25 protein-coding genes and 1 riboswitch are annotated in these 20,029 nt (G+C 62.8%); of the genes, 12 read left to right on the top strand and 13 right to left on the bottom strand.

What is annotated here, in order from left to right; genetic code table 11:
• Positions 1-126 precede the first annotated feature (126 nt).
• On the top strand, positions 127-324 hold the full coding sequence (locus tag EV286_RS03080; RefSeq protein WP_132955524.1) for a hypothetical protein: 198 nt from the start codon (positions 127-129) through the stop codon (positions 322-324).
• Between the two features lie 163 nt (positions 325-487).
• Here EV286_RS03080 and EV286_RS03075 read toward each other — a convergent pair whose 3' ends face one another.
• A complete protein-coding gene (locus EV286_RS03075) occupies positions 488-1,060 on the bottom strand; it encodes a hypothetical protein (RefSeq protein ID WP_132955523.1) in 573 nt (190 codons plus the stop codon).
• 366 nt (positions 1,061-1,426) lie between these two features.
• Here EV286_RS03075 and EV286_RS03070 point away from each other — a divergent pair, with 366 nt between their 5' ends.
• Both EV286_RS03070 and EV286_RS03065 read left to right on the top strand, forming a co-directional pair.
• The gene (locus tag EV286_RS03070; protein ID WP_132955522.1) at positions 1,427-1,915 is read left to right on the top strand and encodes a GNAT family N-acetyltransferase; all 489 of its coding nucleotides are present in this window, start codon (positions 1,427-1,429) and stop codon (positions 1,913-1,915) included.
• Between the two features lie 95 nt (positions 1,916-2,010).
• Positions 2,011-2,589: a type 1 glutamine amidotransferase family protein gene (locus EV286_RS03065; protein ID WP_132955521.1), complete on the top strand. Its 579-nt coding sequence runs from the start codon at positions 2,011-2,013 to the stop codon at positions 2,587-2,589.
• Between the two features lie 15 nt (positions 2,590-2,604).
• Here EV286_RS03065 and EV286_RS03060 read toward each other — a convergent pair whose 3' ends face one another.
• The 6 genes from EV286_RS03060 to EV286_RS03035 all read right to left on the bottom strand — a co-directional run bounded on the left by EV286_RS03060 (position 2,605) and on the right by EV286_RS03035 (position 6,697).
• Complete coding sequence (locus tag EV286_RS03060; protein ID WP_132955520.1) at positions 2,605-2,883, bottom strand: DUF1488 family protein; 279 nt, start codon at positions 2,881-2,883, stop codon at positions 2,605-2,607.
• Positions 2,884-2,885: 2 nt separating this feature from the next.
• A complete protein-coding gene (locus EV286_RS03055) occupies positions 2,886-3,632 on the bottom strand; it encodes a CbtA family protein (protein ID WP_132955519.1) in 747 nt (248 codons plus the stop codon).
• Between the two features lie 12 nt (positions 3,633-3,644).
• Complete coding sequence (locus EV286_RS03050; protein ID WP_132955518.1) at positions 3,645-3,833, bottom strand: CbtB-domain containing protein; 189 nt, start codon at positions 3,831-3,833, stop codon at positions 3,645-3,647.
• Between the two features lie 178 nt (positions 3,834-4,011).
• Positions 4,012-4,226: riboswitch (cobalamin riboswitch) on the bottom strand.
• Positions 4,227-4,290: 64 nt separating this feature from the next.
• Entirely contained in the window at positions 4,291-5,205 is a 915-nt protein-coding gene (locus EV286_RS03045; RefSeq protein WP_132955517.1) for a cytochrome c, read from the bottom strand.
• Between the two features lie 101 nt (positions 5,206-5,306).
• Positions 5,307-5,753 (bottom strand): cytochrome c, encoded by a 447-nt coding sequence (locus tag EV286_RS03040; RefSeq protein ID WP_132955516.1) that lies wholly within the window; start codon positions 5,751-5,753, stop codon positions 5,307-5,309.
• A 308-nt stretch (positions 5,754-6,061) separates the two neighbouring features.
• Positions 6,062-6,697, bottom strand: coding sequence for a LysE family translocator (locus EV286_RS03035; RefSeq protein WP_132955515.1), 636 nt, complete (start codon positions 6,695-6,697; stop codon positions 6,062-6,064).
• Between the two features lie 133 nt (positions 6,698-6,830).
• On the opposite strand from EV286_RS03035, the gene EV286_RS03030 reads away from it, so the two are divergent.
• Positions 6,831-7,529 carry a YafY family protein gene (locus EV286_RS03030; protein ID WP_132955514.1) on the top strand — a complete coding sequence of 233 codons (699 nt, stop codon included), beginning with the start codon at positions 6,831-6,833 and terminating at the stop codon, positions 7,527-7,529.
• A 76-nt stretch (positions 7,530-7,605) separates the two neighbouring features.
• Here EV286_RS03030 and EV286_RS03025 read toward each other — a convergent pair whose 3' ends face one another.
• Complete coding sequence (locus tag EV286_RS03025; protein ID WP_132955513.1) at positions 7,606-8,208, bottom strand: superoxide dismutase; 603 nt, start codon at positions 8,206-8,208, stop codon at positions 7,606-7,608.
• A gap of 233 nt (positions 8,209-8,441) precedes the next feature.
• Between EV286_RS03025 and EV286_RS03020 the strand changes: the two genes are divergently transcribed.
• The 3 genes from EV286_RS03020 (at position 8,442) to EV286_RS03010 (ending at position 11,057) form a co-directional block, all read left to right on the top strand.
• Entirely contained in the window at positions 8,442-8,783 is a 342-nt protein-coding gene (locus tag EV286_RS03020; protein ID WP_132955512.1) for a hypothetical protein, read from the top strand.
• 211 nt (positions 8,784-8,994) lie between these two features.
• The gene (locus EV286_RS03015) at positions 8,995-9,654 is read left to right on the top strand and encodes a class I SAM-dependent methyltransferase (protein ID WP_132955511.1); all 660 of its coding nucleotides are present in this window, start codon (positions 8,995-8,997) and stop codon (positions 9,652-9,654) included.
• A gap of 170 nt (positions 9,655-9,824) precedes the next feature.
• Positions 9,825-11,057, top strand: coding sequence for a multidrug efflux MFS transporter (locus EV286_RS03010; protein WP_132955510.1), 1,233 nt, complete (start codon positions 9,825-9,827; stop codon positions 11,055-11,057).
• 13 nt (positions 11,058-11,070) lie between these two features.
• Here the strand turns inward: EV286_RS03010 and EV286_RS03005 are convergent, their stop codons facing one another.
• Together EV286_RS03005 and EV286_RS03000 are read right to left on the bottom strand one after the other, a co-directional pair.
• Positions 11,071-12,000: a bestrophin family ion channel gene (locus EV286_RS03005; protein WP_132955509.1), complete on the bottom strand. Its 930-nt coding sequence runs from the start codon at positions 11,998-12,000 to the stop codon at positions 11,071-11,073.
• A gap of 71 nt (positions 12,001-12,071) precedes the next feature.
• Positions 12,072-12,959 (bottom strand): branched-chain amino acid aminotransferase, encoded by an 888-nt coding sequence (locus EV286_RS03000; RefSeq protein WP_132955508.1) that lies wholly within the window; start codon positions 12,957-12,959, stop codon positions 12,072-12,074.
• A 255-nt stretch (positions 12,960-13,214) separates the two neighbouring features.
• Between EV286_RS03000 and EV286_RS02995 the strand changes: the two genes are divergently transcribed.
• Positions 13,215-14,255, top strand: a complete 1,041-nt coding sequence (locus tag EV286_RS02995; RefSeq protein ID WP_132955507.1) for a zinc-dependent alcohol dehydrogenase family protein — start codon at positions 13,215-13,217, stop codon at positions 14,253-14,255.
• Between the two features lie 12 nt (positions 14,256-14,267).
• Here the strand turns inward: EV286_RS02995 and EV286_RS02990 are convergent, their stop codons facing one another.
• Positions 14,268-15,191 (bottom strand): LysR family transcriptional regulator, encoded by a 924-nt coding sequence (locus tag EV286_RS02990; protein ID WP_132955506.1) that lies wholly within the window; start codon positions 15,189-15,191, stop codon positions 14,268-14,270.
• A gap of 131 nt (positions 15,192-15,322) precedes the next feature.
• Here EV286_RS02990 and EV286_RS02985 point away from each other — a divergent pair, with 131 nt between their 5' ends.
• From EV286_RS02985 to EV286_RS02975, 3 genes are read left to right on the top strand one after another with little or no spacing between them, the layout of a single operon-like run.
• A complete protein-coding gene (locus tag EV286_RS02985; RefSeq protein WP_132955505.1) occupies positions 15,323-15,802 on the top strand; it encodes a carboxymuconolactone decarboxylase family protein in 480 nt (159 codons plus the stop codon).
• A 53-nt stretch (positions 15,803-15,855) separates the two neighbouring features.
• Positions 15,856-16,605 (top strand): SDR family oxidoreductase, encoded by a 750-nt coding sequence (locus EV286_RS02980; RefSeq protein ID WP_132955504.1) that lies wholly within the window; start codon positions 15,856-15,858, stop codon positions 16,603-16,605.
• 49 nt (positions 16,606-16,654) lie between these two features.
• Positions 16,655-17,080: a cupin domain-containing protein gene (locus EV286_RS02975; RefSeq protein ID WP_132955503.1), complete on the top strand. Its 426-nt coding sequence runs from the start codon at positions 16,655-16,657 to the stop codon at positions 17,078-17,080.
• A gap of 51 nt (positions 17,081-17,131) precedes the next feature.
• On the opposite strand, the gene EV286_RS02970 is transcribed toward EV286_RS02975, so the two are convergent.
• Positions 17,132-17,620 carry an Rrf2 family transcriptional regulator gene (locus tag EV286_RS02970; protein ID WP_132955502.1) on the bottom strand — a complete coding sequence of 163 codons (489 nt, stop codon included), beginning with the start codon at positions 17,618-17,620 and terminating at the stop codon, positions 17,132-17,134.
• A 354-nt stretch (positions 17,621-17,974) separates the two neighbouring features.
• On the opposite strand from EV286_RS02970, the gene EV286_RS02965 reads away from it, so the two are divergent.
• Complete coding sequence (locus tag EV286_RS02965; protein ID WP_132955715.1) at positions 17,975-18,877, top strand: alpha/beta hydrolase; 903 nt, start codon at positions 17,975-17,977, stop codon at positions 18,875-18,877.
• 85 nt (positions 18,878-18,962) lie between these two features.
• Here the strand turns inward: EV286_RS02965 and EV286_RS02960 are convergent, their stop codons facing one another.
• Positions 18,963-19,781: a sugar phosphate isomerase/epimerase family protein gene (locus EV286_RS02960; protein ID WP_132955501.1), complete on the bottom strand. Its 819-nt coding sequence runs from the start codon at positions 19,779-19,781 to the stop codon at positions 18,963-18,965.
• Positions 19,782-20,029: the final 248 nt, after the last annotated feature.

Genomic DNA, 20,029 nt, shown 5'->3' with positions numbered 1-20,029 from the left:
CGATCCGGGACGCCCGAAAGCCAACGGACGCAATCGTCTTGATCCGGCAACTTCGCCTGAACTTTGGCGAAGGCAGCGCATTATCCAACCGAAACAGTGCCCCAAGGCATCACAGAGGAATGGAAGATGAGCAAGATCAAGTACATCACGGTGGCAGCGGCCATTCTTCTTTCAACCGGGCTCGGCGGGGTGATTTCCGGTTGCGTCGGCGACAACGACCCGAGAAGCAGCATGAACATGGACCGCTCGATAGACCCCAACAATAGCAGGAACTATCCGCCCCGCCGCGGCGACTACTACCCGGGCGCCATGCGCAAGTGGTGAGCCCGGCCCTGATCGTCGGGTGACGGAGATATGCGCGGAATTAGGTAGCAAATGCCACTAAGATTTCCGGCGCAAAAATTGTTACCTCCAGCTCGCTCCCGTAACCATCCCGCCCTCACACCAGGTGGCATGGCGGGAGTCGATCGGAGTGAACAGATATGGTTTATGCGCTAGATGCAGGCCCCATTGAGGTTTTGATCGCAACATCATCTTCATTGTTGGCAGGTGGATATGACCCGCCCGTTAGTTTAACCTCGTTGAGGTCCAGTTGCATTGGCACCCAGCTATCGGAGAACGGATCGTACGCCTCTCCGGATACGATCATGCCCGCGCAATCGATGTTTCGTATCCAGTCCCACGAAACCCGTGGGCTACGCCAAAGTGTTCGGTCACCATCGAAACACTCGAAACCCAAACCATCCGAAAAAACTACGGCGTGCAGCTCGGGTTGATACCAGCATTGATCAATGTGTCCATCGATCTCGCGAAGAAGTCTGCGCTCCTCGCAGTCAATGACATACCCCGCGCCACCGGCAACAACGACCACTGTTTTGGGACCAAACTCCTGGTAGACCGCACAAAAACCGTCCGAACGTGGCATTGCAAAGTTGGCAACCCATGCCTCTCCATCGCCGTTGGTGAACTCCAACACAAAACCTTCCCGATGGGCATGCATCTTCGGGAAAGAGAGAGCGGGAGGCCCATAGGGTGGGAGACCAGAAAGAACGCGGATCATCAACATCCTCAGAGGCTACTTTCGGATTGACTTAAGCGTCAAGGTCAACTTCTCACAGCTATCGCGAGGCTCTCCGCGACTTGTCGCAGGCCATCTAGATTGAAGGTTCAGATTTAGTGGCATTTGCTACCTAAATTCCGGATATGCGCCCACGTCGGACGCCGCGACTTTGACCATTGACAAGACGCGGCGTTTCAAGGCATCTAGCCGGCATGATCAAGAACGTGCACCACACCAGCTCGTATTTTTGGCTGTACCTGTAAGGGGCGGCCGGACAGATCATATTGTCAACAAGCCGCCGTCAGGCGGCTTTGTTGTATCAGCAGCGTCCTGACGGCATCTATCTCCAGAAGGGACGCGAAGACCGTGATTGAAGATACCGATATTTCACTGACAAGACCGCCCGTCGTGACGATCCGGGCTGCGAAGCCGCGCGACCTGCCGGAACTCAACGAAATGATCCTGCTGCTTGCCGCGCACCACGGCGATGCTGCGGGCATCACGCCCGAGCAGCTGGAGCGAGATCTCTTCGGTCCCCTGCCGTGGATCACCGCACTGGTGGCGGAATCCGATGACGGCCTGCTCGGCTACGCGATTCTGGTACCGCTCTACAGGGCGCAGGAGGGAACGCGCGGCATGGACCTGCACCATCTCTTCGTGCGCGACGGCCACCGCGGCCACGGCATAGGCCAGCATCTCGTCGACCGCGCGCGAGACACCGCCCGCAAGGCCGGTTGCGGCTACCTCTCGGTCAGCGCCGCCACCGGCAATTTCCAGGCACACCGTTTCTACGAGAACATGAATTTCGTTCCGCGTCCGGTCACCGGCATGCGCTATCTGCAGGCGCTCGCCTGAGGACGGCGTCGATTTCCCTGCTCTGGCATGGCCGGCAATGGTTCCTGTCGGCAGGGCGTTGCGCTATCCTCGGCACGCAACAGGGAGGCGAGGAGATGACAAGACTGGCGGTGGTTTTGACGGAAGGGTTCGCGGACTGGGAGGTCTCGCAACTGACGGCCTCGGCCCGCACCCATTTCGGCTTCGGGCTGGTGATCGCCACGCCGGGCGGCACTGCCGTAACATCCATGGGCGGCATGACCGTTGCCGCCAACGCCTCCGTCGAGGCGTTGCAGCCTGCCGATTTCGACGGTCTTATTCTCTGCGGCGGAACGATTTGGGAGACGGACGATGCGCCTGATCTGCGGGCGCTCGTCGAGGGCTTCATCGCAGCCGACAAGCTCGTCGCGGCAATCTGCGGCGCGACCCTGGCGCTTGCGCGCGCCGGAACTCTGAACAACGTAGCGCATACCAGCAACGCACCGGACTTCCTTAACAATGCGGCGGGCTACACCGGGCGCGCGCACTATCGGGACGTGCCGCAGGCGGTGAGCGAGGGCAAGATCGTCACTGCGCCTGGTTCGGCACCGATCACCTTTACAGCCGAGGTCTATCGCGCGCTCGGCTTCGGCGGCGAGGAACTGGACCAGTACGTCGCTCTCTTCGGCGCGGAGCATCTGTCGCGCGCCGCATAGAACCGCTCACGGCAATCAGCGGGCAATTGCGGGAAGCTGCCGGGAAACGTCGCGGCTGTTGAGGTGGAAATTGCGGCCGCGCGGCAGGTTCTGCGCCTCGATCTTGGCGCTTGCCGCCGCCTCGAAGGCGGCTGCGTGATCGGCGAAATAGCTGAGACAGTCGTCCGGCCGGGGGGCAAAGCCGAGCAGTCGGCGGAAGGCCAGGCGGTGGATCATGCAAACGCCGCCGTTACCGGCGGCGTTGAATTGCAGGGCGTCGATATCCTCGCGCCATTCGGCGGCAAGGTCCGCCAAGATCAGGCCTCGAAGCGCCGCAGGAACGTGCCGCTCAGCGAGCCAAGCAGAGCCCAGAACAGCAGGCTGGTCAGGACCGCCGCGATGACGAACTGATGCTCCAGCGCTTCCGGCGCCAGCGCCTGCTCGCCTTCCGGGGCTGCCGGCGCACCGATCAGATGCGGAGCAGCGATCAGAACGATCGCCAGCGCCGCCGCCCAGGGCTTGCGCTGGAAGGCAATGAGCGCGATGCCGGCGGCCGTCGCGACGGCAGTGCCGATCCACCAGACCTGACGTTCGCCGAGCGGTGCTGCGGGCGTGCCCGGAAGTTCCGGCGGCAGGCCGAGCATCGGCGCGATCATGACGCAGGCAAAGCCGGCGAGACCCCACAGGAGCCCCTCACGCCAGGTGACGGGCTTGCTGCGAAACGCGATCAACCCGGTCAGCACCAGCGAATAGCCGATGGCGGTCAGGATGTTGGCGGCAACGGTGAAGGCATTGCGCTCGAGACCGTCAGCAGGCTCCCAGCCGCCCTCCTCATGCTCATGGGCGGCCATGGCGGAATGATCGTCGGTGGCCGGCGCTGCCGCATCATGGCTGTGACCAGCGGGCGCGACGGCGTCGGGAGCGGTGGCCTCACCTGCCTTCTCGAAGACTTCCGCCTTGAGAATGAGCTGGCTCGTCCCGACAAACTGGACGGCGCTCACGGCGACGCCGACGATCAACCCGGCGAGAACCGAGGTGAAGACGATCGAACGGAAAAGCGACATGTCTCTATCCGATCAATGGCAGGGGAAGGCGTTCGCGTGGCGCGTGTCGTGCGCGGCGTTGTGAACGACCTCAAGATGAGAAAAGCCGACAAAGCCGACGATGATGAGGCCAAAGCAGACGGCCATTGCCGATTGCAAAAGCTTGCCGGCCTTGACGTCGGTGGAAGTGGTGGAAGTCGAAGCGACTTGCGGTGCAGCCATGAAATTATTCCCTCTCTCGATGCAGACTGGAGACGAGAAGCCGGCCGTCTGCGCGCAGCGACAGCTCCCGATCCGAAACATCCATGCCTTTTTTGGGGGGAACGAAGCGCCCGATCAACGAACTTCCGCAGGCGCGGGATCTCGCTCGATCGGTTTCGCATCCGGAACACCCCGTCCGGCCTGAACGTCGCGTGATGGCAGGTCTCCTGGCTCGCGGGTCATCATCCCGGACCTCGCCTTCCCGGTAAACACCAGTGGCATGATCGGTCCTCGGACTCGCCGCTTACAGTTGCGGGGGCAGCCACGAATCGGGCCCCTTATGGGTCGTCCCTATCGTGTTCCCTTTTCATCCCCGAAGCTTGGCTACGGGGAACCATCGACATGCGGACTATCGCCCGCGGGCGCGTGCCTTGTCAATAGAATGCGACGGTTATGCCCATTGGCCGAGCCGGCCCGCCTACTTCGGCGGGATGGCCTTCAGATAGGCGGCGATCGCCTCGATGTCGGGGGCCGGCAGGTGGGCAATGTTCTGCTGGACATCGACCATCGAGCCCCCGACGGAATCGAAATCCGGGGTGAAGCCGGTCTGCAGATAAGTGGTGATGTCGCCTGCGCTCCAGGCGCCGACGGCCTGGGACCCCGGCGTGATATCAGGGATGCGGCCGCGCCCTTCCGGATTGGGCGCGCCGGCAAGCCACTCATCTTTCAGGAAGCCGCCGAGCGAATCGCGCGGGGTATGGCATTCGCCGCAATGTCCGAGACCCTCGACGAGGTACTGGCCGCGCTTGACCGTGTCGTCGGGATTGGCAAGCGCAACGCGAGGCTGGTCGTTGAAATAGAGGAACTTCCAGCCCCCGAGCGCGAGACGGATATTATAGGGGAACCGAAGCTCGTGCGGCGGGACGATGTTACTGCTTGTCGGCAGGGTCTTCAGGAAGCCCCAGAGATCGTTGATGTCCTTGTCGCTGACGCGCGAATAGGAGCCGTAGGGGAAGGAAGGGTAGAGGTGCTCGCCATTGCGGCCGACGCCGCGCTTCATGGCATTGCCGAACTCGGCGAGCGTCCAGGACCCGAGGCCCGCCTTCTCGTCCGGCGAGATGTTGGGGACATGAAAGGTGCCGAAGGGGCTCGTCAGCGCGAGGCCGCCGGCAAGAACGAGCTTGGCATCGCCCTGGGCGCCCGGTGCGGCATGGCAACTGTCGCAGCCGCCCGCCCAGAAGACCATTTCACCATTCTTCAGGTCCGGTGCGCCGAGATTGGCCCAATGGGACTCCGGCAACGGATCGGGTGCGGTTATGAAATAGAAGCCGGCCGCGCCCAGGACCACGAGGCCGACAAGACAAAGCAGGATTCGGATCAATCTGGCCATCATGCGGCACTCCCGGCGGCTTGACGAATATGCCACTCACATAAAGCCTCCGCGCCGGAAGCAAAGGCCGGCGCGGTGACAAAAGGATTTTTGTGGGAAACGGCCTACTGCTTCACATTGATGCGGTAGGCCTGATGACAGGCTCCGCAATCCGCGCCAAGCGTCTTCAGGGCATTGCCGACACCCGCGGCATCAGTTGGAAGCTGGGCAATCAAGGTATTGGCGTTGGATTCCAGCTTGGCGGCCTTGGCCTTGAAGTCATCCATGTTCTCCCAGATCTTCGGGCTCGCTGCCGGATCGCCGGTCTCTGTGCCCGGGCCGAACTGGGCGGGGAAGACCTTGGCAGTTTCCGACATGGTCGTCAGCGCCGCCTTGACCGCGTCGGCATCATAGGGCTTCTCGCCCTTGGCGATGGCCGTCAGCGCTCCTGCCGCACCGCCCATCTTTTTCATCAGCGCAGAGCGCGAATCGTGGGTCCCGTCCGCTGCAATTGCCAAGCCCGCCCCCAAGCCGGCAACAAGCACCGCGGCCATGATCGCTTTCACCTTCATCTTCTCTCTCCATGTTGTGTTCGAGATCGCGGGAGCGGCCCGGCGCCCGCCGACGCGGGCATGATTGCAAATTTCGGTCGGCACTGTGGTAACAAGATGGTGATAGTTGAACTAAATCAGTGCCATATGAAATCGGCCTTACATGCCCGCGTCAACTATAGCTTACTAAAGTAATGATTTGACGGCGGAAAGGTGCTCCGCCGCCGGCCTGGCACGCCCCGCAGCGCCATCACCACTTCCGCATCCTCGCAAACCGATTCCTGAAACGCCTCTTCGGCCTTGAAAGGAAAGGCTTTTCCAATCCTCGTTCAGGCGCTTTTCCAGCCATGCCAGACGCTGAGGGTGGAAACGAGGATGAGCAAGAGACCGGCGACCCGCCCTGCCATTGCCGTTGCAGCCGGGTTGGCTACGAGAAGGTCCCGGCTTCGCCCTGCCGTCAGCGCGAGCGCACCGTAGACGGCGAACTGCGTCGCGACCGTCATCAGGCCCATCACCAATCCCTGCAGCCAGATCGGTCCGTAGGCCGGCTTCAGGAACTGCGGATAGACGGCCAGCATGAAGAGGTAGGCCTTGGGATTGATGAGGCAGGTGAGCGCGCCCTGCCGGAAGGCGCGCCATACGGTGCGTGCGCTGCCCGGCCCGACCGAGCCGACGGCAATCGAGCTCCTTACCAGGCCAAAACCGATCCAGGCCATGTAGGCCGCGCCGGCAAAAAGCAGCGGGTTGAAGAGCGCCGGCAGCAGGCTGGCGAGCAGGCCGACGCCAATCGCGCCATAGAGCGAGTGCACGGCGCCGCCTGCCATGATGCCGGCTGTTGCCGCAAGCCCCGTGCGCCGCCCGCCGGTCAGCGCGTTGGCGAGCACGAAAAGCATATCCATGCCCGGCACGATGATGATGCCGAACAGAAGGGTGAAGAAAAGCCAGAGATTTTCGCTGTAGGTCATGTCAGTTACTTTGTGCCCCATGAGACGTCTCACCATGAGACGTCGTTGTTTTTCAATTTGATGCGGGGCATGATACGAAAACCCAACTGACAGGGTTCTGTCAGGAGCGTTGCTGGCCAAGAGCGGAATTACTATGCGCAAGGCGTCCCGCCTGTTCGAGATCATCCAGATCCTGCGGCTTGCCACGCGGCCGGTGACGGCAGCCTCCATGGCGGCGACCCTCGAGGTGACGGTCCGCTCGGTCTATCGCGATATCGCGGCACTGCAGGCCATGCGCGTGCCGATCGAAGGCGGACGCGGCATCGGCTATATCCTGCGGCCGGGCTTCGACCTGCCGCCGCTGATGTTCTCGATCGAGGAGATGGAGGCGATCGTGCTGGCGCTGGCGCTGCTCGAGCGGACCGGGGACGGCGAGCTGAAGCAGGCGGCGAAGCGCGTGAACCAGAAGATCGCCGGAGCCGTGCCGCAACCGCTGCGGCAGGCGCTTGACACGAAGGCGCTGCATGCCTGGGGTTCGGCAATCCAGCCGCCGACGGCCGTCGACCTCGCCCTCGTGCGCCGCGCCATCCGCGACGAACGCAAGCTCCTCCTCGACTATCGCGACGAGCTCGGCCGGGCGACCGAGCGCACGGTGCGCCCGATCGCACTGATCTACTATTCGCGGACCGCCAATATCGTTGCATGGTGCGAACTGAGGCAAGCGATCCGGAATTTCCGCAGCGACCGCGTCGAGAATTGCGAAGCCGTGGACGCCTCCTTCAAGGGCGAAGGCGACACGCTGCGACAGCTGTGGATCGAAGGTTGGGAGACCGCGGCGGCTCAGAGCGCGTGAACCGGCCGGCAGCCCGACGACAAAAGAAAACCCCGGCGCAAGGCCGGGGTTCGTGTGTCAATTCGAAAGCGATGGCTTACTTCGTGGCGGCTTCGTAGCGCTCCAGGACGTAGTCCCAGTTTACCAGGCTGTCGATGAAGGCCTCGAGGTACTTCGGCCGGGCGTTGCGATAGTCGATGTAGTAGGAGTGTTCCCACACGTCGACGCCGAGGATCGGCGTTGCGCCATGGACCAGCGGGTTTTCGCCGTTCGGGGTCTTGGAGATTTCGAGCTTGCCATTCTTGACGGAAACCCAGGCCCAGCCGGAGCCGAACTGGGTGGCGCCGGCATTGGCGAAATCGGCCTTGAACTTGTCATAGCCGCCGAGATCGGACTTGAAGGCCGCTTCCAGCTTGGCCGGCAGCTTGTTGCCGCCGCCGCCCTTCTTCATCCACTTCCAGAAATGGATGTGGTTGTAGTGCTGGGCAGCGTTGTTGAAGAGGCCGGGATTGGTGCCAAAGGACTTCTTGACGACTTCCTCGACGGAGAGGTCGCCGAGCCCTGCCTCGGCCGCAAGCTTGTTGCCGTTGTCGACATACGCTTTGTGGTGCTTGTCGTGGTGAAATTCGAGCGTCTCCTTCGACATGAAGGGGGAAAGCGCTTCGTAATCATAGGGAAGTGCAGGCAATTCGAAAGCCATGGTCAGATCTCCTCTTGGCAATAGATTGCGTATTTGGCAGGTGAGCGGAACATAGGAGCGGAAGCAGGTCGAGGCAACCTGGGAAATGTCAAAAAATGGCGCCTCCAAGGAAAATTTGCCTCCATTTCGCCACCGGACATCATTTAGGAAATACAAGGGCTTTTCGCCATTTCCAACAGCGCGCCGACGTCGCTCACGCCGCTTCCGGCGAGCCGAAACGAACAGGATTTCCGATGCACAGGAAAAAAATCCGCGTTGCCGCAACTGTCGCTTTCTTACTCTTCGGAGCCGCCGCACACGCCTCTTCCGACGACGCATGGAAGCAGTTTGCCGCCGATGTCGAATCCAAGTGCAGGAAGGCGGCCGCCGGCCCGCTGGAGAATGCCCGCGCCGTCGTCGACCCCTTTGGCAGCGAGCATTACGGACTGGCTCTCCTGACCGGAAAGCCGAAGGGCGCCAAGGGCACGATCTCCTTCCTCTGCGTCTACGACAAGAAGACGAAGGTGGCCGAAATCGGCAGCGAACTCGGCAAGGACCTGGTGGACGTCCGCCTGCCACGGAAGACCGGCAAGTAGCCCAACGAGGGACGCGCCGCGGATCGAAGATCGTGGCTGGAAACGGGCCAAAGACGCCCTACTCTCTCAACCAGGGAGAAGGTAACGCCATTCGCCGCGCGTTCGCCGCCAGGGGGTAGCCGGCGCGAAGCAACTTTCTCCGTCGATTGCAGGAACCGGACGCCGCCCTTGGGAGTTGAGAGGCGGCGCCGAGCCTTCGAGGGGGGGAACCATGCCTTTCACGCGCCTGAACGACACAGCCGAGCACCAGCGCGCGGTCTATCGGCGCTGGGCGCCGATCTACGACCATGTCTATCGTGGCCTCCTGCGCGACACTCATCGCAGGGTGGCGGAGGCGGCTTCCCGTACCGGACGACGCATTCTCGAAGTGGGCGTCGGCACGGGCCTCGTGCTGCCTCACTATCCCAGCAATTGCCGTGTGACCGGCATCGACATTTCCGAACACATGATCGCGCGGGCGCACCTCAAGGTCGCCCGCGAGGGCCTGCGCCATGTCGAAGCGCTGCGCGTCATGGATGCGCGCCGCCTCGCCTTTGCCGACCGCACCTTCGATGCCGTGTGCCTGCCCTTCGTCATCACGCTGATCCCCGAGCCGGAACGGGCGCTCGACGAGTGTGCACGGGTGCTGCGCAACGGCGGGGAGATCATCCTTGCCAGCAAGATCAGCGAAGGAACCGGGCTGCAGACGGCAATCGAGGAGGCGATCGCGCCCCTCGTCCACCGCGTCGGATGGAGTTCCGCCTTCCGCATGGAGCAGATCACCGGCTGGGCACGGACGCGCGGCGATTTCCAGGTCGTCGACATCCAGCCGCTCTTTCCCGGCGGCTTCTTCAAGATCGTCCGGCTGCGGCAACGCGGCTACTCGTCCTAGGCGGTACAACGCGCCGGCGTCGGGAAAGCAGGGCGGCTGACCGCGCCATCAACGGTAGAAAAGCAGGACTGCGCCGACACCGAACGCTTTTGCCCCGAACCGTCCTTGGCAGCCTCTTTTGTGGGGCGTAGATTTGCGCCTCCTCAAACAGGCTGCATCGAGACCCCGACATGACCGAGACACAGATGGACGCGACGGATGTTGCGGCCGGGTCAGTTCATTGGAAACGCAACCTGGTGATCGCGCTTGTCGGCTCGTTCACCACCATCGTCGCCATGACGCTGCTCCTGCCCTTCCTGCCGCTCTATGTCGAGGAGCTCGGTGTGAGCGACCATGCGGCGATCGTGCAATGGTCGGGGATCGCCTATGGCGCAACCTTCTTTGCGGCGGCGATCGTCGCCCCGCTCTGGGGGCGGCTCGGAGACATCTACGGCCGCAAGCTGATGCTGGTGCGGGCAAGCCTCGGCATGACGGTCGCCATCTCGCTGATGGGCATGGCGGGAAGCGTCTGGCAGCTCGTCGCGCTCAGGCTCTTCGTCGGCCTTGCGGGCGGTTATGCCTCCGGTTCGATGGTGCTGGTCGCGACGCAGACGCCGAAGGATCGATCGGCCTGGGCGCTCGGCATGCTTTCCTCCGGCATCATGGCGGGCAACCTCGTCGGACCGCTGATTGGCGGCGCGCTGCCGCCCATCATCGGCATCCGCAATACCTTCCTTGCGGCGGGCGGGGTCATCTTCCTGACCTTCCTTGCGACCACCTTCCTCATACGCGAGGAAAAGTCGCCGGCGCGCAAGCAGGCGGCGAAGGCGTCCGGCGGCTGGAAGTCCATCCCGGACAAGCGCCCGGTCGTCGCGATGCTTGCGACGGGATTGCTGCTGATGCTCGCCAACATGTCGATCGAGCCGATCATTACCGTCTACGTCGCCCAGATCGTCGCCGACCTCGGCCATGTGACGATGGTCGCCGGCATCGTGATGTCGGCAGCGGCACTCGGCAGCATCCTGTCAGCCTCCTATCTCGGCAAGCTTGCCGACCGCATCGGCCACTGGCCCGTCATCGCCGGGGCGCTTGCTGCGGCTGCACTGCTGCTCATCCCACAGGCTTTCGTCACGGCTTCCTGGCAGCTTATCGTGCTGCGCTTCCTGATGGGCGTTGCGCTTGGCGGTCTCCTGCCCTGCATCTCGGCCGTCATCCGCCACAGCGTGCCCGACAGCGCGGCGGGCAGCATTCTCGGCCTTTCCATTTCCTCGCAGTATGTGGGACAAGTCGCGGGGCCGGTGCTCGGCGGCTTCGTCGGCGGCCATATCGGCATGCGGGCGGTCTTCCTCGGCACGTGCATCCTGCTTCTCGCGGGGGCCGCCTATTCCTGGCTGGTCCGCCCGAGGGAAGATCAGGAGCGCTGAACGGTCTCCGCAATCACATGAGCAGGTAGTCCACCGGCATGGGCAGTGGAGGCAGGTCGGTCTCGCCCATCGCCTCGCGCAGGTTGATCTCGATCGTGTCGGCCAGAGCGCCGATCGGCAGCGCATTCGACCGCGTTCCGAACGGTTCTTCAAGCTCGTCGCCAAGCGCGTCGAGCCCGAAGAAGGTGTAGGCGACCAGAGACACGGTGATCGGCGTGAACCAGTCCAGCACGTCAGCGAAGCCGAAGGGCAGCAGCAGACAGAACAAATGAGCGGTGCGGTGCAGCAGCAGCGTGTAGCCGAAAGGCACCGGCGTGGAGCGGATCCGCTCGCAACCGGCCTGCGCGAAGGTCATTTCGCCCAGCGTGCGGTCCAGCGACTGGAAGTCAATGTCGCTGAGGAGGCCGCGTGCGCGCAAAGCCGCGAGATCATGGCCGATTGCCTGTATTATCGCATTCGACGGATTGCGGCTGGCGTGGAACCGTTCCGCGAGATCAGGCGGTAGCCGCTCGACGACCTTGCCGCGATGGGCCTCCGACGGGCGAAGGTGGAACACCAGCGATTGGGCAAAAGCAATGAGCAAACTGAGCAGCCGCAGCCGTGCAATCCGGCCCTCTTCTCCAGCGCCGCACTCAAGGATGAGCGTCTGGCGGGCAAAACTGCGCGAAGACGAGATCAACTGGCCCCAGAGCCGCCGCGCCTCCCACCAGCGGTCATAACAGGCATTGTTGCGGAAACCGAGGAAGATGGAGATTGCAAGCCCAAGGACGGCGAAGGGCGCACCGCTGAAGTCCGGCAGCATCCCGGGGGCGACGTTATGGGCCAGGACGACGAGCGCCGAGAGAACGCCGGTAAACAGGATCTGCGGGAAGACCTGTTTGATGACCGAACCGCGCATCGTGTAGAACAATTGAAGCGCGGTGGGCCGAGGACGAACGATCATGGGGCGACTTCAAAGCTAGCGGGCCAGAAACATTGAGGATCTAGGCGTCCCGCTGCAATAGTCCAGCGCGCTTACTCTGCGCTGGCAAGACGGCCGTGGGCCCAGTCCATGTAAAGTTCCAGCGCCTTGCGCGTGACGGGTCCCTGCTGGAATTCGCGGTCGTCGAGCCGCGCGACGGCAACGACCTTCGAATAGTTGCCGCTCGTGAAGACTTCGTCGGCATCCATGAAGTCCTCAACGCCGAGCGTCGCCTCGCGGACGTCGAAGCCCGCATGCTGCAGGAGCTTGATGACGCGCCCGCGGGTGATGCCCGCCAGGAAGGTGCGGTTGGCGGCCGGCGTCTTGACGACGCCATCCTTGACCATGAAGACGTTGGAGGATGCGGTCTCCACGACGTTTCCGTTCAGGTCGCGCACCAGGGCATTGTCGAAACCGCGGCTCTTCGCCTCCATGATCATGCGGGCGCTGTTCGGGTAGAGGGCGCCGGCCTTCGCGTCGGTATTGGCGCATTCCGGCGTCGGCCGGCGATAGGGAGAAAGGGTAAGCGACGTACCGCCGTGGCCACCCATCGGCGCCTCGAAGAGGCAAAGGGCAAAACGGGTGCTCGCACCATCGACCATGACGACGCTGCCGGGCGAGCCATGCTCGCCCCAATACATCGGCTTGATATAGATCGGCGTCTTGCCATCGAACTTCTTGATGCCTTCCCAGGTCAGTTGCTCGATTTCCTCGGCGGTCTTCAGGGGCTTCAGTCCCATGGCGACCGCCGAGCGGTTGACGCGCTGGCAATGCAGATCGAGATCGGGAGCGATGCCATCGAACCAGCGGGCGCCGTCGAACACCGAGGAGCCGAGCCACATTGCGTGGGAGGTCGGGCCGATCAGCGGCGGGTTCCCCTGGAGCCATTCTCCCTCGACATAGGTCCAGGTTGCTGTGCGAGGCGACGTATCGACGGCCATGTTCCCTATCCTTTTGTTCTTGAAGGCAAGTAGCAAAATCCCCCCGGTTCGGGCCGGTCAAGGGCAAACTCGCTGCGGGAATGCGTAAGCAAGAATATGCCGGAGAGCGCGTTTCAATTGTAATAATCCTGCGCGCGACCCCTCTCCGCATCGATGGGTGCATAAGCGAAAATGATGCATCCGGCCATTGGAGCAATCGCCCCGCGGTGCCATCATGGAGCGGGAATCGAAGCGGCACGCTCAAGAGACAATCCGATGAAAGCCATGTTCTACGACGCCTTCGAGAAGGAACCGGAGATCCGGACCCTTCCCGATCCGACACCTTCGGAGGACGGCGTCGTCATCAAGGTGGGCGCCACTGGTCTTTGCCGCAGCGACTGGCACGGCTGGATGGGCCATGACTCGGACATCCACCTGCCGCATGTGCCGGGGCATGAGCTGGCGGGCAAGGTGATTGCGATCGGCAAGGGCGTGATGCGTTTCAGGATCGGCGACCGCGTGACCGTGCCTTTCGTTTCCGGCTGCGGGCATTGCGCCGAGTGCCATTCCGGCAACCAGCAGGTCTGTCCCAACCAGTTCCAGCCGGGCTTCACCCATTGGGGCTCGTTTGCCGAATATGTTGCGATCGACTATGCCGACACCAATCTCGTGCACCTGCCTGACACCATCGACGATGCGACCGCGGCGAGCCTCGGCTGCCGTTTCGCCACCTCCTTCCGGGCCGTTTCGGACCAGGCGCGCACGCGCCCCGGCGAGTGGATCGCCGTGCATGGCTGCGGCGGTGTCGGCCTCTCCGCCATCATGATCGCAACGGCGCTCGGTGCAAATGCAATCGCGATCGACATATCCGACGAGAAGCTCGCCTTCGCCCGCGAGTGCGGGGCTGTCGCTACCATCAACGCGTCGAAGGTCACGGATGTGGCAGAGGCGGTGCGCGAGATCACCAAGGGCGGAGCGCACGTCTCGATCGACGCGCTGGGGCACCCCGCCACATGCTTCAACTCCATCAAGAACCTTCGCCGCCGCGGACGGCACGTGCAGGTGGGGCTGATGACCGGCAGCCACGCGACGCCGCAGATCCCGATGGCGCAGGTAATCTCCCACGAACTCGAGATCTATGGCAGCCACGGAATGCAGGCGTGGCGCTACGACGCGATGCTATCGATGCTCGCAGCCGGCAAGATCGCGCCGCAGAAGCTGATCGGCCGCAGGATCAGCCTCGAAGAGGCTGTCCCTGCCCTGATGGCGCTCGACAAGGCGGAAGGAACTGGCATCAGCGTGATTACCCGGTTCTGAGGCCGGGGCGCTCTACTGGGCCTCGTCGGTATCGCCGACAGCGCACATGCGCGGATCCGCCCGGACCGCGTCCACGAGAAAATCGAGGACGGCCTTGACCCGCGAAGGCACGTTTTTCCTGGACGGGTAGACGACATTGATAGGCAGGGGCGACGGCGGATAGTCCGGCATCAGCTTCACCAGCCGCCCCGCCTCGATCTCGGGATCCGCCACAATATGCGACAACACCGAGAGACCGGCACCCGCGAGCGTTGCGCGGTGAACGGCGACGACGTTGTTCGAGGTCAGCCGAGGCGCGACGCGGACGCTCTCGTCACGCGATCCGCTGGAGAAGGTCCAGGTGCGCGCCATGCCGGCGCGGGCGTAGCATATGCAATCGTGTTCCTTCAGATCCTCGGGCCTCAGCGGTTGCTCCCGGCGGGCAAGATAGGAGGGCGAGCCGACGAGATGGGCCGTCGTCCAGCCGATGCGCCGGCAGATCAGCGTGCTGTCGGCCACAGGGCCCAGTCTGACTTCCAGGTCGATGCCCTCCTCGACGAGATCGGAGGCTGTCTCGCGCAGGATCAGCTCGACGGCCAACCGCGGATTGGCGTCAAGAAACGCACCCAGCCTGTCGCTGAGATAAAGTCCGAGCGGAACCGGCACGCTGAGGCGGACCTTGCCGGAAGGGGACGCCGCGTCTGCGCAGACCGTGTCCCCCAGTTCCTCCACCGCCTCCAGCACCTTCAGGGCAAGCGGCAGCATCCGCTCCCCCTCCGCCGTCAGTGCCAGACCGTTCGTCGTCCTGTGAAGCAGCCGCGCGTTCAGCTTCACCTCGAGGGATGACACCTGGCGCGAAACGGCCGGCTGGGTGAGTTCGAGATCGAGCGCGGCAGCAGAAAACGAACCCGTCTCCGCAACCCGCATGAAGGTTTTGAGTGCCGCCACGATGTCCATCGTCTGCCCCTCATACTTTTCGTCATAGCGATTATTCCCAAAACGTAGCGCAGTTTCGCTTTACAGTCCAGCAATCACGGATATTTTATATCCATAAGGATATTTAATATCCTCAATTAAAGGAGAGCAAAATGAATCAACGACTTAACTACGCAAAGCTGTCGCCCGAGATGTTCCAGAAGCTCGCGGAGCTTTCCGGTCTCCTCCGGCACGGCGTCATCGAGGACCGGATGATCGATCTGGTCCAGATCCGCGCCTCCCAGCTGAACGGCTGCGCCTTTTGCCTGGACATGCATGTGAAGGAGGCGAAGATTCACGGTGAGCGCGAGCTCAGGCTGTATCATGTGGCCATCTGGAAGGAATCGCCGCTGTTCGAGCCGCGCGAGCGCGCTGCACTGGCATGGACCGAGGCCCTTACGGCTTCCCTGAGCGAAGGCGTCTCGGACGAACTATACGAGCGTGTCAGGGGCCAGTTCTCGGAAAAGGAACTCGCCGACCTGACCTTCGTAATCATGACGATCAATGCCTGGAACCGTGCAGGTGTTGCATTCCAGGCGACCCCGGGCTCCGCCGACAAGATGTACGGCCTCGACAAGGCAGGGCTCGCCTAAACCGCAGGCGTCAAATCAGCAGAAACCAAGACAAGACCTGAAGGAGAGCAACCATGAAAATGGTCATCATCGGAGGCAGCGGCCTCATCGGATCGAAAGTCGCGGAAACCCTGAAGCTGAAGGGCCACGAGGTCATTGCCGCATCCCGGCGCAACGGCATCGACGCCGTTACTGGAGAAGGCATCGCCGAGGCCCTCAAGAACGCGGACGTCCTCGTCGACGTCTCGAACTCGCCGTCCTTCGAGGACCAGGCCGTGCTGGAATTCTTCCAGAAGTCCACCACGAACCTGGTAAAGGCCGGCAAGGAAGCAGGCATCCACCACTTCGTCGCGCTTTCCGTCGTCGGCACGGACCGGCTGCCGGGGAATGGTTATTTCCGGGCGAAGCTGGCGCAGGAAACAATCATCAGGAACTCCGGGATTCCCTACACCATCGTCAGGGCAACCCAGTTCCTCGAATTCCTCGATGCCATCGCCTACACCGCGACGACAGGCGACGAGGTCAGGGTATCGACCGGCTTCCTGCAGCCGATCGCCGCGAGCGACGTCGCGGGCTTCGTGGCAGAGGCAGCCCTCGCGAAGCCTCTGACCGGCATCCTCGAGATCGCAGGTCCGGAACGGTTCCCGATGAACGAGGTCGTCAAGGACTACCTTGCCCTGAAGGGCGACAGCCGCACCGTCGTCGGCGATCCCGAGGCGGAATATTTCGGCTCCAAGCTCCAGCCGGGCTCGCTCGTCTCGGACGAAAATCCGAAGCTTGGCGCCACGACACTCAAGAAATGGCTCGCAGAAAAGGCAGCCTGAAGAGCTCTGCTCGCACGCCTCATGCGAAGCAAATGAAAGGAGAATTCCAATGATCAAGTCCGTTCTTGCCGCAACAGTCGCGGCACTCGCGTTGACGGCAGCCGTTGCCAATGCCCACGACCTGAAGACCACCAACAAGGACGCGAAGGTCACGCAGGTCTATGACCACGAACTACCGAACGTTCCCGGAAAGAGCATCCGCGGCGTGCTCGTCGAATACGGACCCGGCGGTTTCAGTGCGGCACACACCCATGCCACCTCGGCGTTCATCTACGCGACGGTGCTCGAGGGTGAAATCACCAGCCAGGTCAACGACGGACCCGTCAAGACCTACAAGGCCGGCGAGAGCTTCAGCGAACTGCCGGGCGACCATCACGGCGTCAGCGCCAACGGTAGCAAGACCAAGCCGGCGAAACTGCTTGCCGTCTTCGTTGTCGATACCAAAGAGCACGAGCTTACGTTCCCGCAGAAGTGACGACGACCGGCCGCCCGTGCCTTCTCCGCTGGCACGGGCGGTCGCATCTCGTTATCCCGCGCGCCGGGCTATCCACGCACCGGTGCTTTTCCATACGTCCTGCGGCACATCATCCGCGACAGTCGCGACGAGGTCGGAAAGGCGGACATTTCTCAGCGAAGAACGCCACGCCTCATCCGCCGCCCACATGACCCTCGCGACCGCACAAGGCCCAGCGTCGCAAAACCCGGCCGGGCGGCAAGGATTGGCAGCACGGATATTCGTGCATTCGAAGGTTCTCGCCTTACCCTCCACCGCTTCCACGATATCAAGCACAGTGATGTCGGAGGTGGGCTTCGCAAGGCGGTAACCGCCGGTCGGACCGAGGGTCGTATCCACGAGATCGGCCTGCGAGAGTGCCTGGAGCGCCTTGGAGAGATATTCCTTCGGCAGCCCATGGAATTCGGCGAGCGCCTTGGTTGAGAGATACTTGCCCTCGGGAAGCCCCGCGAGAATTGCACAGCAATGGAGCGCCCACTCGACATGGCTACGCAATATCATGGCTTCGACTCCAATTCATACGGATATAAATTATCCTTAATATACAATCCGAATTGCCCATCGCGCAAGATGCTTCGAAAATTCAACTGATCCATGATGTCACAGGGCTTGCCGGGGAATGGCGATGGCCGACTGCGCCTCGAGGCTGTCGAGATCGCTTCTTGCAACCACGACACGCCAATTCTATCCTGCTTGCCGAGCCCGGCACGGCCGCCTCGCATATTGCCGGTCGGAGGGTTCCGCGGGCGGGCGGAGAGGAAGCGGCGCAACTGCATCCGCTCCCGGTAGCTAATGCATATGATCGACGAGGATACGGCAGCAACCTGCCGCGCGCTCAGGGGTGGATCAGAGATGGTGGGCCAAAGCGAAATCGATGCCATACGAACCCTGCTGGCCTCCAAGCCGCGCCCCGTGGGCTGGGCCGAGCGGCGCAAGAGGATCGAGGAAGTGGGCGCGACCTGGCCCATTGCGGACGATATCACGCTTCAGCGGGTGGAACTCGGACGCTTTTCCGCGGAATGGTCCATCGCGCCCGGAAGCGACCCGTCGCGGGTCCTGATGTTCTTTCACGGTGGCGGCTATTGCTCGGGCTCGATCGTCAGCCATCGCCGCCTGGTGACGGAGGCCGGCCGGGCGGCAGGCGTGCGAACGCTTGCCGTCGGCTATAGCCTGGCGCCGGAGAAGCCGTTTCCCGCTGCACTCGACGATGCATTGGCGGCCTGGCGCTTCCTGCGCGAACAGGGCATCCCGGCAGAAAACATCGCCGTGGGCGGAGACAGCGCCGGAGGCGGTCTCACCATCGCGCTGATGAACATGCTCCGCGATGCAGGAGAAGCTCTGCCCGCCTGCGGCTGGCTGATCTCGCCCTGGACCGACCTCACGCTCTCCGGCGCGACGCTCGCGACGAAGGAGACGATCGACCCGCTGATCCACGAGGCCTACCTGCAGGAACTCGTCGATGCCTATCTGCCATCGACGATCGATCGCAGGGATCCGAGGGCCTCTCCCCTCTTCGCCGATCCGAAGGGCCTGCCGCCGCTCCTCATCCAGGTAGGCTCGGCCGAGACATTGCTTGCGGACGCGACGCGATTTGCGGCCGCCGCCGGAGAAGCGGATGTCGAGGTCACGCTGGAGATCTGGCCCCACATGATCCACGCCTGGCCGATGTGGAATGCGCATCTGGAGCGCGGGCGCAAGGCTCTCGCGCATGCCGGAAGGTTCATGGACGGCCGTTTCCATCCGGACAAGCAGCGGTAGGCGCGTCGCCTCGTTAAGGGCGCTGCTTCCAAAGTGACCGGCATGGCACGCGGCTCGCCACCGCATGCCATGCCGGAAATCATGCTTAGACGGCGACGCCGATCGATGCCAGGTAGGCGGCAGAAGCCGGAACCTTCGACTTGTCCTTGATCTCGATGATCAGGCGCGGATTGCTCTGCAGCCTGGAAAGCGCCTTGAAGACGGAGCGCCACTGGATGGTGCCCTCACCGAGGCTCCAGTGCCGGTCGGCATAGCCATCGGCATCCTGCAGGTGGACGTGCTGCAAGAGGTTGCCGGCGGCACCGACATAGTAATCCACCGGCGGGGCACCCGTGGAACCATGGGCATAGTAGGCGTGGCCGGTATCGATCGACACCGCGACGGCTGATGAGTTGAAGCTCTCGGCAAGCGCAACGCGGATATGGGGGTCCTTGTCCTCGATATTCTCGATGACCATCGTGCAGCCGATGTCCTCGGCGCGGCGTACGGCTTCGCGCATCGTCAGATGGCAGAATTCGACGACACGTTCGCGCTCGCCGGGATTGGCGTCGAGATTGTTGTAGGACCACGTCGTATAGGGGCTGTGGACCACCATCTGGGTTGCCCCGATCGCGGCGCAGACTTCGAGCCCCTGCAGGAGGCGCTTGGAGACGACGGCGCGGATCTCAGCGTCCTGCGAAGCGATCGCAAAGCCCCAGAACGGGCCGTGGATCCCGAGGCGGCCACGGTAGCCGTCAAGCAGCTTTCGCGCGCGGGCCGCAAGCGGCGCCCAATCGCCGTTCAACACGTCGGCATCGACGAAGCTCTGCAGCTCGAGGTCGCGATGCTTTTCGAGAATCCAGGCGCGGTGGATTTCTACATCGTCAAGAGGCATGGCGGCGCCGACGACGGGCAAGGTGGTCATGGGAATTCTCCAATCGGAAGGGATATGTGGTGGGGAACGGAGACGCGGATGCGGGTGGTTCGATGCGCTGTATGCTCGCCCTTTGTGTCGTGGATATTACACCCGCAGCCAATCGCCCCCTGCCTGCCACGCGTTCGTCATGGAACGCGGATAGGATAATCTCGCGCAAAACCCCTTGCGCGATCGATCATTCATCTGCAAATTGCGCGCATGCCCGACAGCGACCCTTCCAGTACCAGTTCGCCTCA

Origin of the sequence: Rhizobium sp. BK251 (assembly GCF_004345245.1) — a bacterium.
Lineage (GTDB): Bacteria > Pseudomonadota > Alphaproteobacteria > Rhizobiales > Rhizobiaceae > Rhizobium.
Note: the sequence above shows the minus strand (reverse complement) of the source record. Positions and strands in the feature narration are given on the sequence as shown.

Bases quoted from the DNA above. Each gene is read 5' to 3' on its own strand.
- EV286_RS03080 (WP_132955524.1), top strand. From the start codon at position 127: ATGAGCAAGATCAAGTACATCACGGTGGCAGCGGCCATTCTTCTTTCA.
- EV286_RS03075 (WP_132955523.1), bottom strand. From the start codon at position 1,060: ATGATCCGCGTTCTTTCTGGTCTCCCACCCTATGGGCCTCCCGCTCTC.
- EV286_RS03065 (WP_132955521.1), top strand. From the start codon at position 2,011: ATGACAAGACTGGCGGTGGTTTTGACGGAAGGGTTCGCGGACTGGGAG.
- EV286_RS03055 (WP_132955519.1), bottom strand. From the start codon at position 3,632: ATGTCGCTTTTCCGTTCGATCGTCTTCACCTCGGTTCTCGCCGGGTTG.
- EV286_RS03050 (WP_132955518.1), bottom strand. From the start codon at position 3,833: ATGGCTGCACCGCAAGTCGCTTCGACTTCCACCACTTCCACCGACGTC.
- EV286_RS03045 (WP_132955517.1), bottom strand. From the start codon at position 5,205: ATGATGGCCAGATTGATCCGAATCCTGCTTTGTCTTGTCGGCCTCGTG.
- EV286_RS03040 (WP_132955516.1), bottom strand. From the start codon at position 5,753: ATGAAGGTGAAAGCGATCATGGCCGCGGTGCTTGTTGCCGGCTTGGGG.
- EV286_RS03035 (WP_132955515.1), bottom strand. From the start codon at position 6,697: ATGACCTACAGCGAAAATCTCTGGCTTTTCTTCACCCTTCTGTTCGGC.
- EV286_RS03030 (WP_132955514.1), top strand. From the start codon at position 6,831: ATGCGCAAGGCGTCCCGCCTGTTCGAGATCATCCAGATCCTGCGGCTT.
- EV286_RS03025 (WP_132955513.1), bottom strand. From the start codon at position 8,208: ATGGCTTTCGAATTGCCTGCACTTCCCTATGATTACGAAGCGCTTTCC.
- EV286_RS03020 (WP_132955512.1), top strand. From the start codon at position 8,442: ATGCACAGGAAAAAAATCCGCGTTGCCGCAACTGTCGCTTTCTTACTC.
- EV286_RS03015 (WP_132955511.1), top strand. From the start codon at position 8,995: ATGCCTTTCACGCGCCTGAACGACACAGCCGAGCACCAGCGCGCGGTC.
- EV286_RS03010 (WP_132955510.1), top strand. From the start codon at position 9,825: ATGACCGAGACACAGATGGACGCGACGGATGTTGCGGCCGGGTCAGTT.
- EV286_RS03005 (WP_132955509.1), bottom strand. From the start codon at position 12,000: ATGATCGTTCGTCCTCGGCCCACCGCGCTTCAATTGTTCTACACGATG.
- EV286_RS03000 (WP_132955508.1), bottom strand. From the start codon at position 12,959: ATGGCCGTCGATACGTCGCCTCGCACAGCAACCTGGACCTATGTCGAG.
- EV286_RS02995 (WP_132955507.1), top strand. From the start codon at position 13,215: ATGAAAGCCATGTTCTACGACGCCTTCGAGAAGGAACCGGAGATCCGG.
- EV286_RS02990 (WP_132955506.1), bottom strand. From the start codon at position 15,191: ATGGACATCGTGGCGGCACTCAAAACCTTCATGCGGGTTGCGGAGACG.
- EV286_RS02985 (WP_132955505.1), top strand. From the start codon at position 15,323: ATGAATCAACGACTTAACTACGCAAAGCTGTCGCCCGAGATGTTCCAG.
- EV286_RS02980 (WP_132955504.1), top strand. From the start codon at position 15,856: ATGAAAATGGTCATCATCGGAGGCAGCGGCCTCATCGGATCGAAAGTC.
- EV286_RS02975 (WP_132955503.1), top strand. From the start codon at position 16,655: ATGATCAAGTCCGTTCTTGCCGCAACAGTCGCGGCACTCGCGTTGACG.
- EV286_RS02970 (WP_132955502.1), bottom strand. From the start codon at position 17,620: ATGATATTGCGTAGCCATGTCGAGTGGGCGCTCCATTGCTGTGCAATT.
- EV286_RS02960 (WP_132955501.1), bottom strand. From the start codon at position 19,781: ATGACCACCTTGCCCGTCGTCGGCGCCGCCATGCCTCTTGACGATGTA.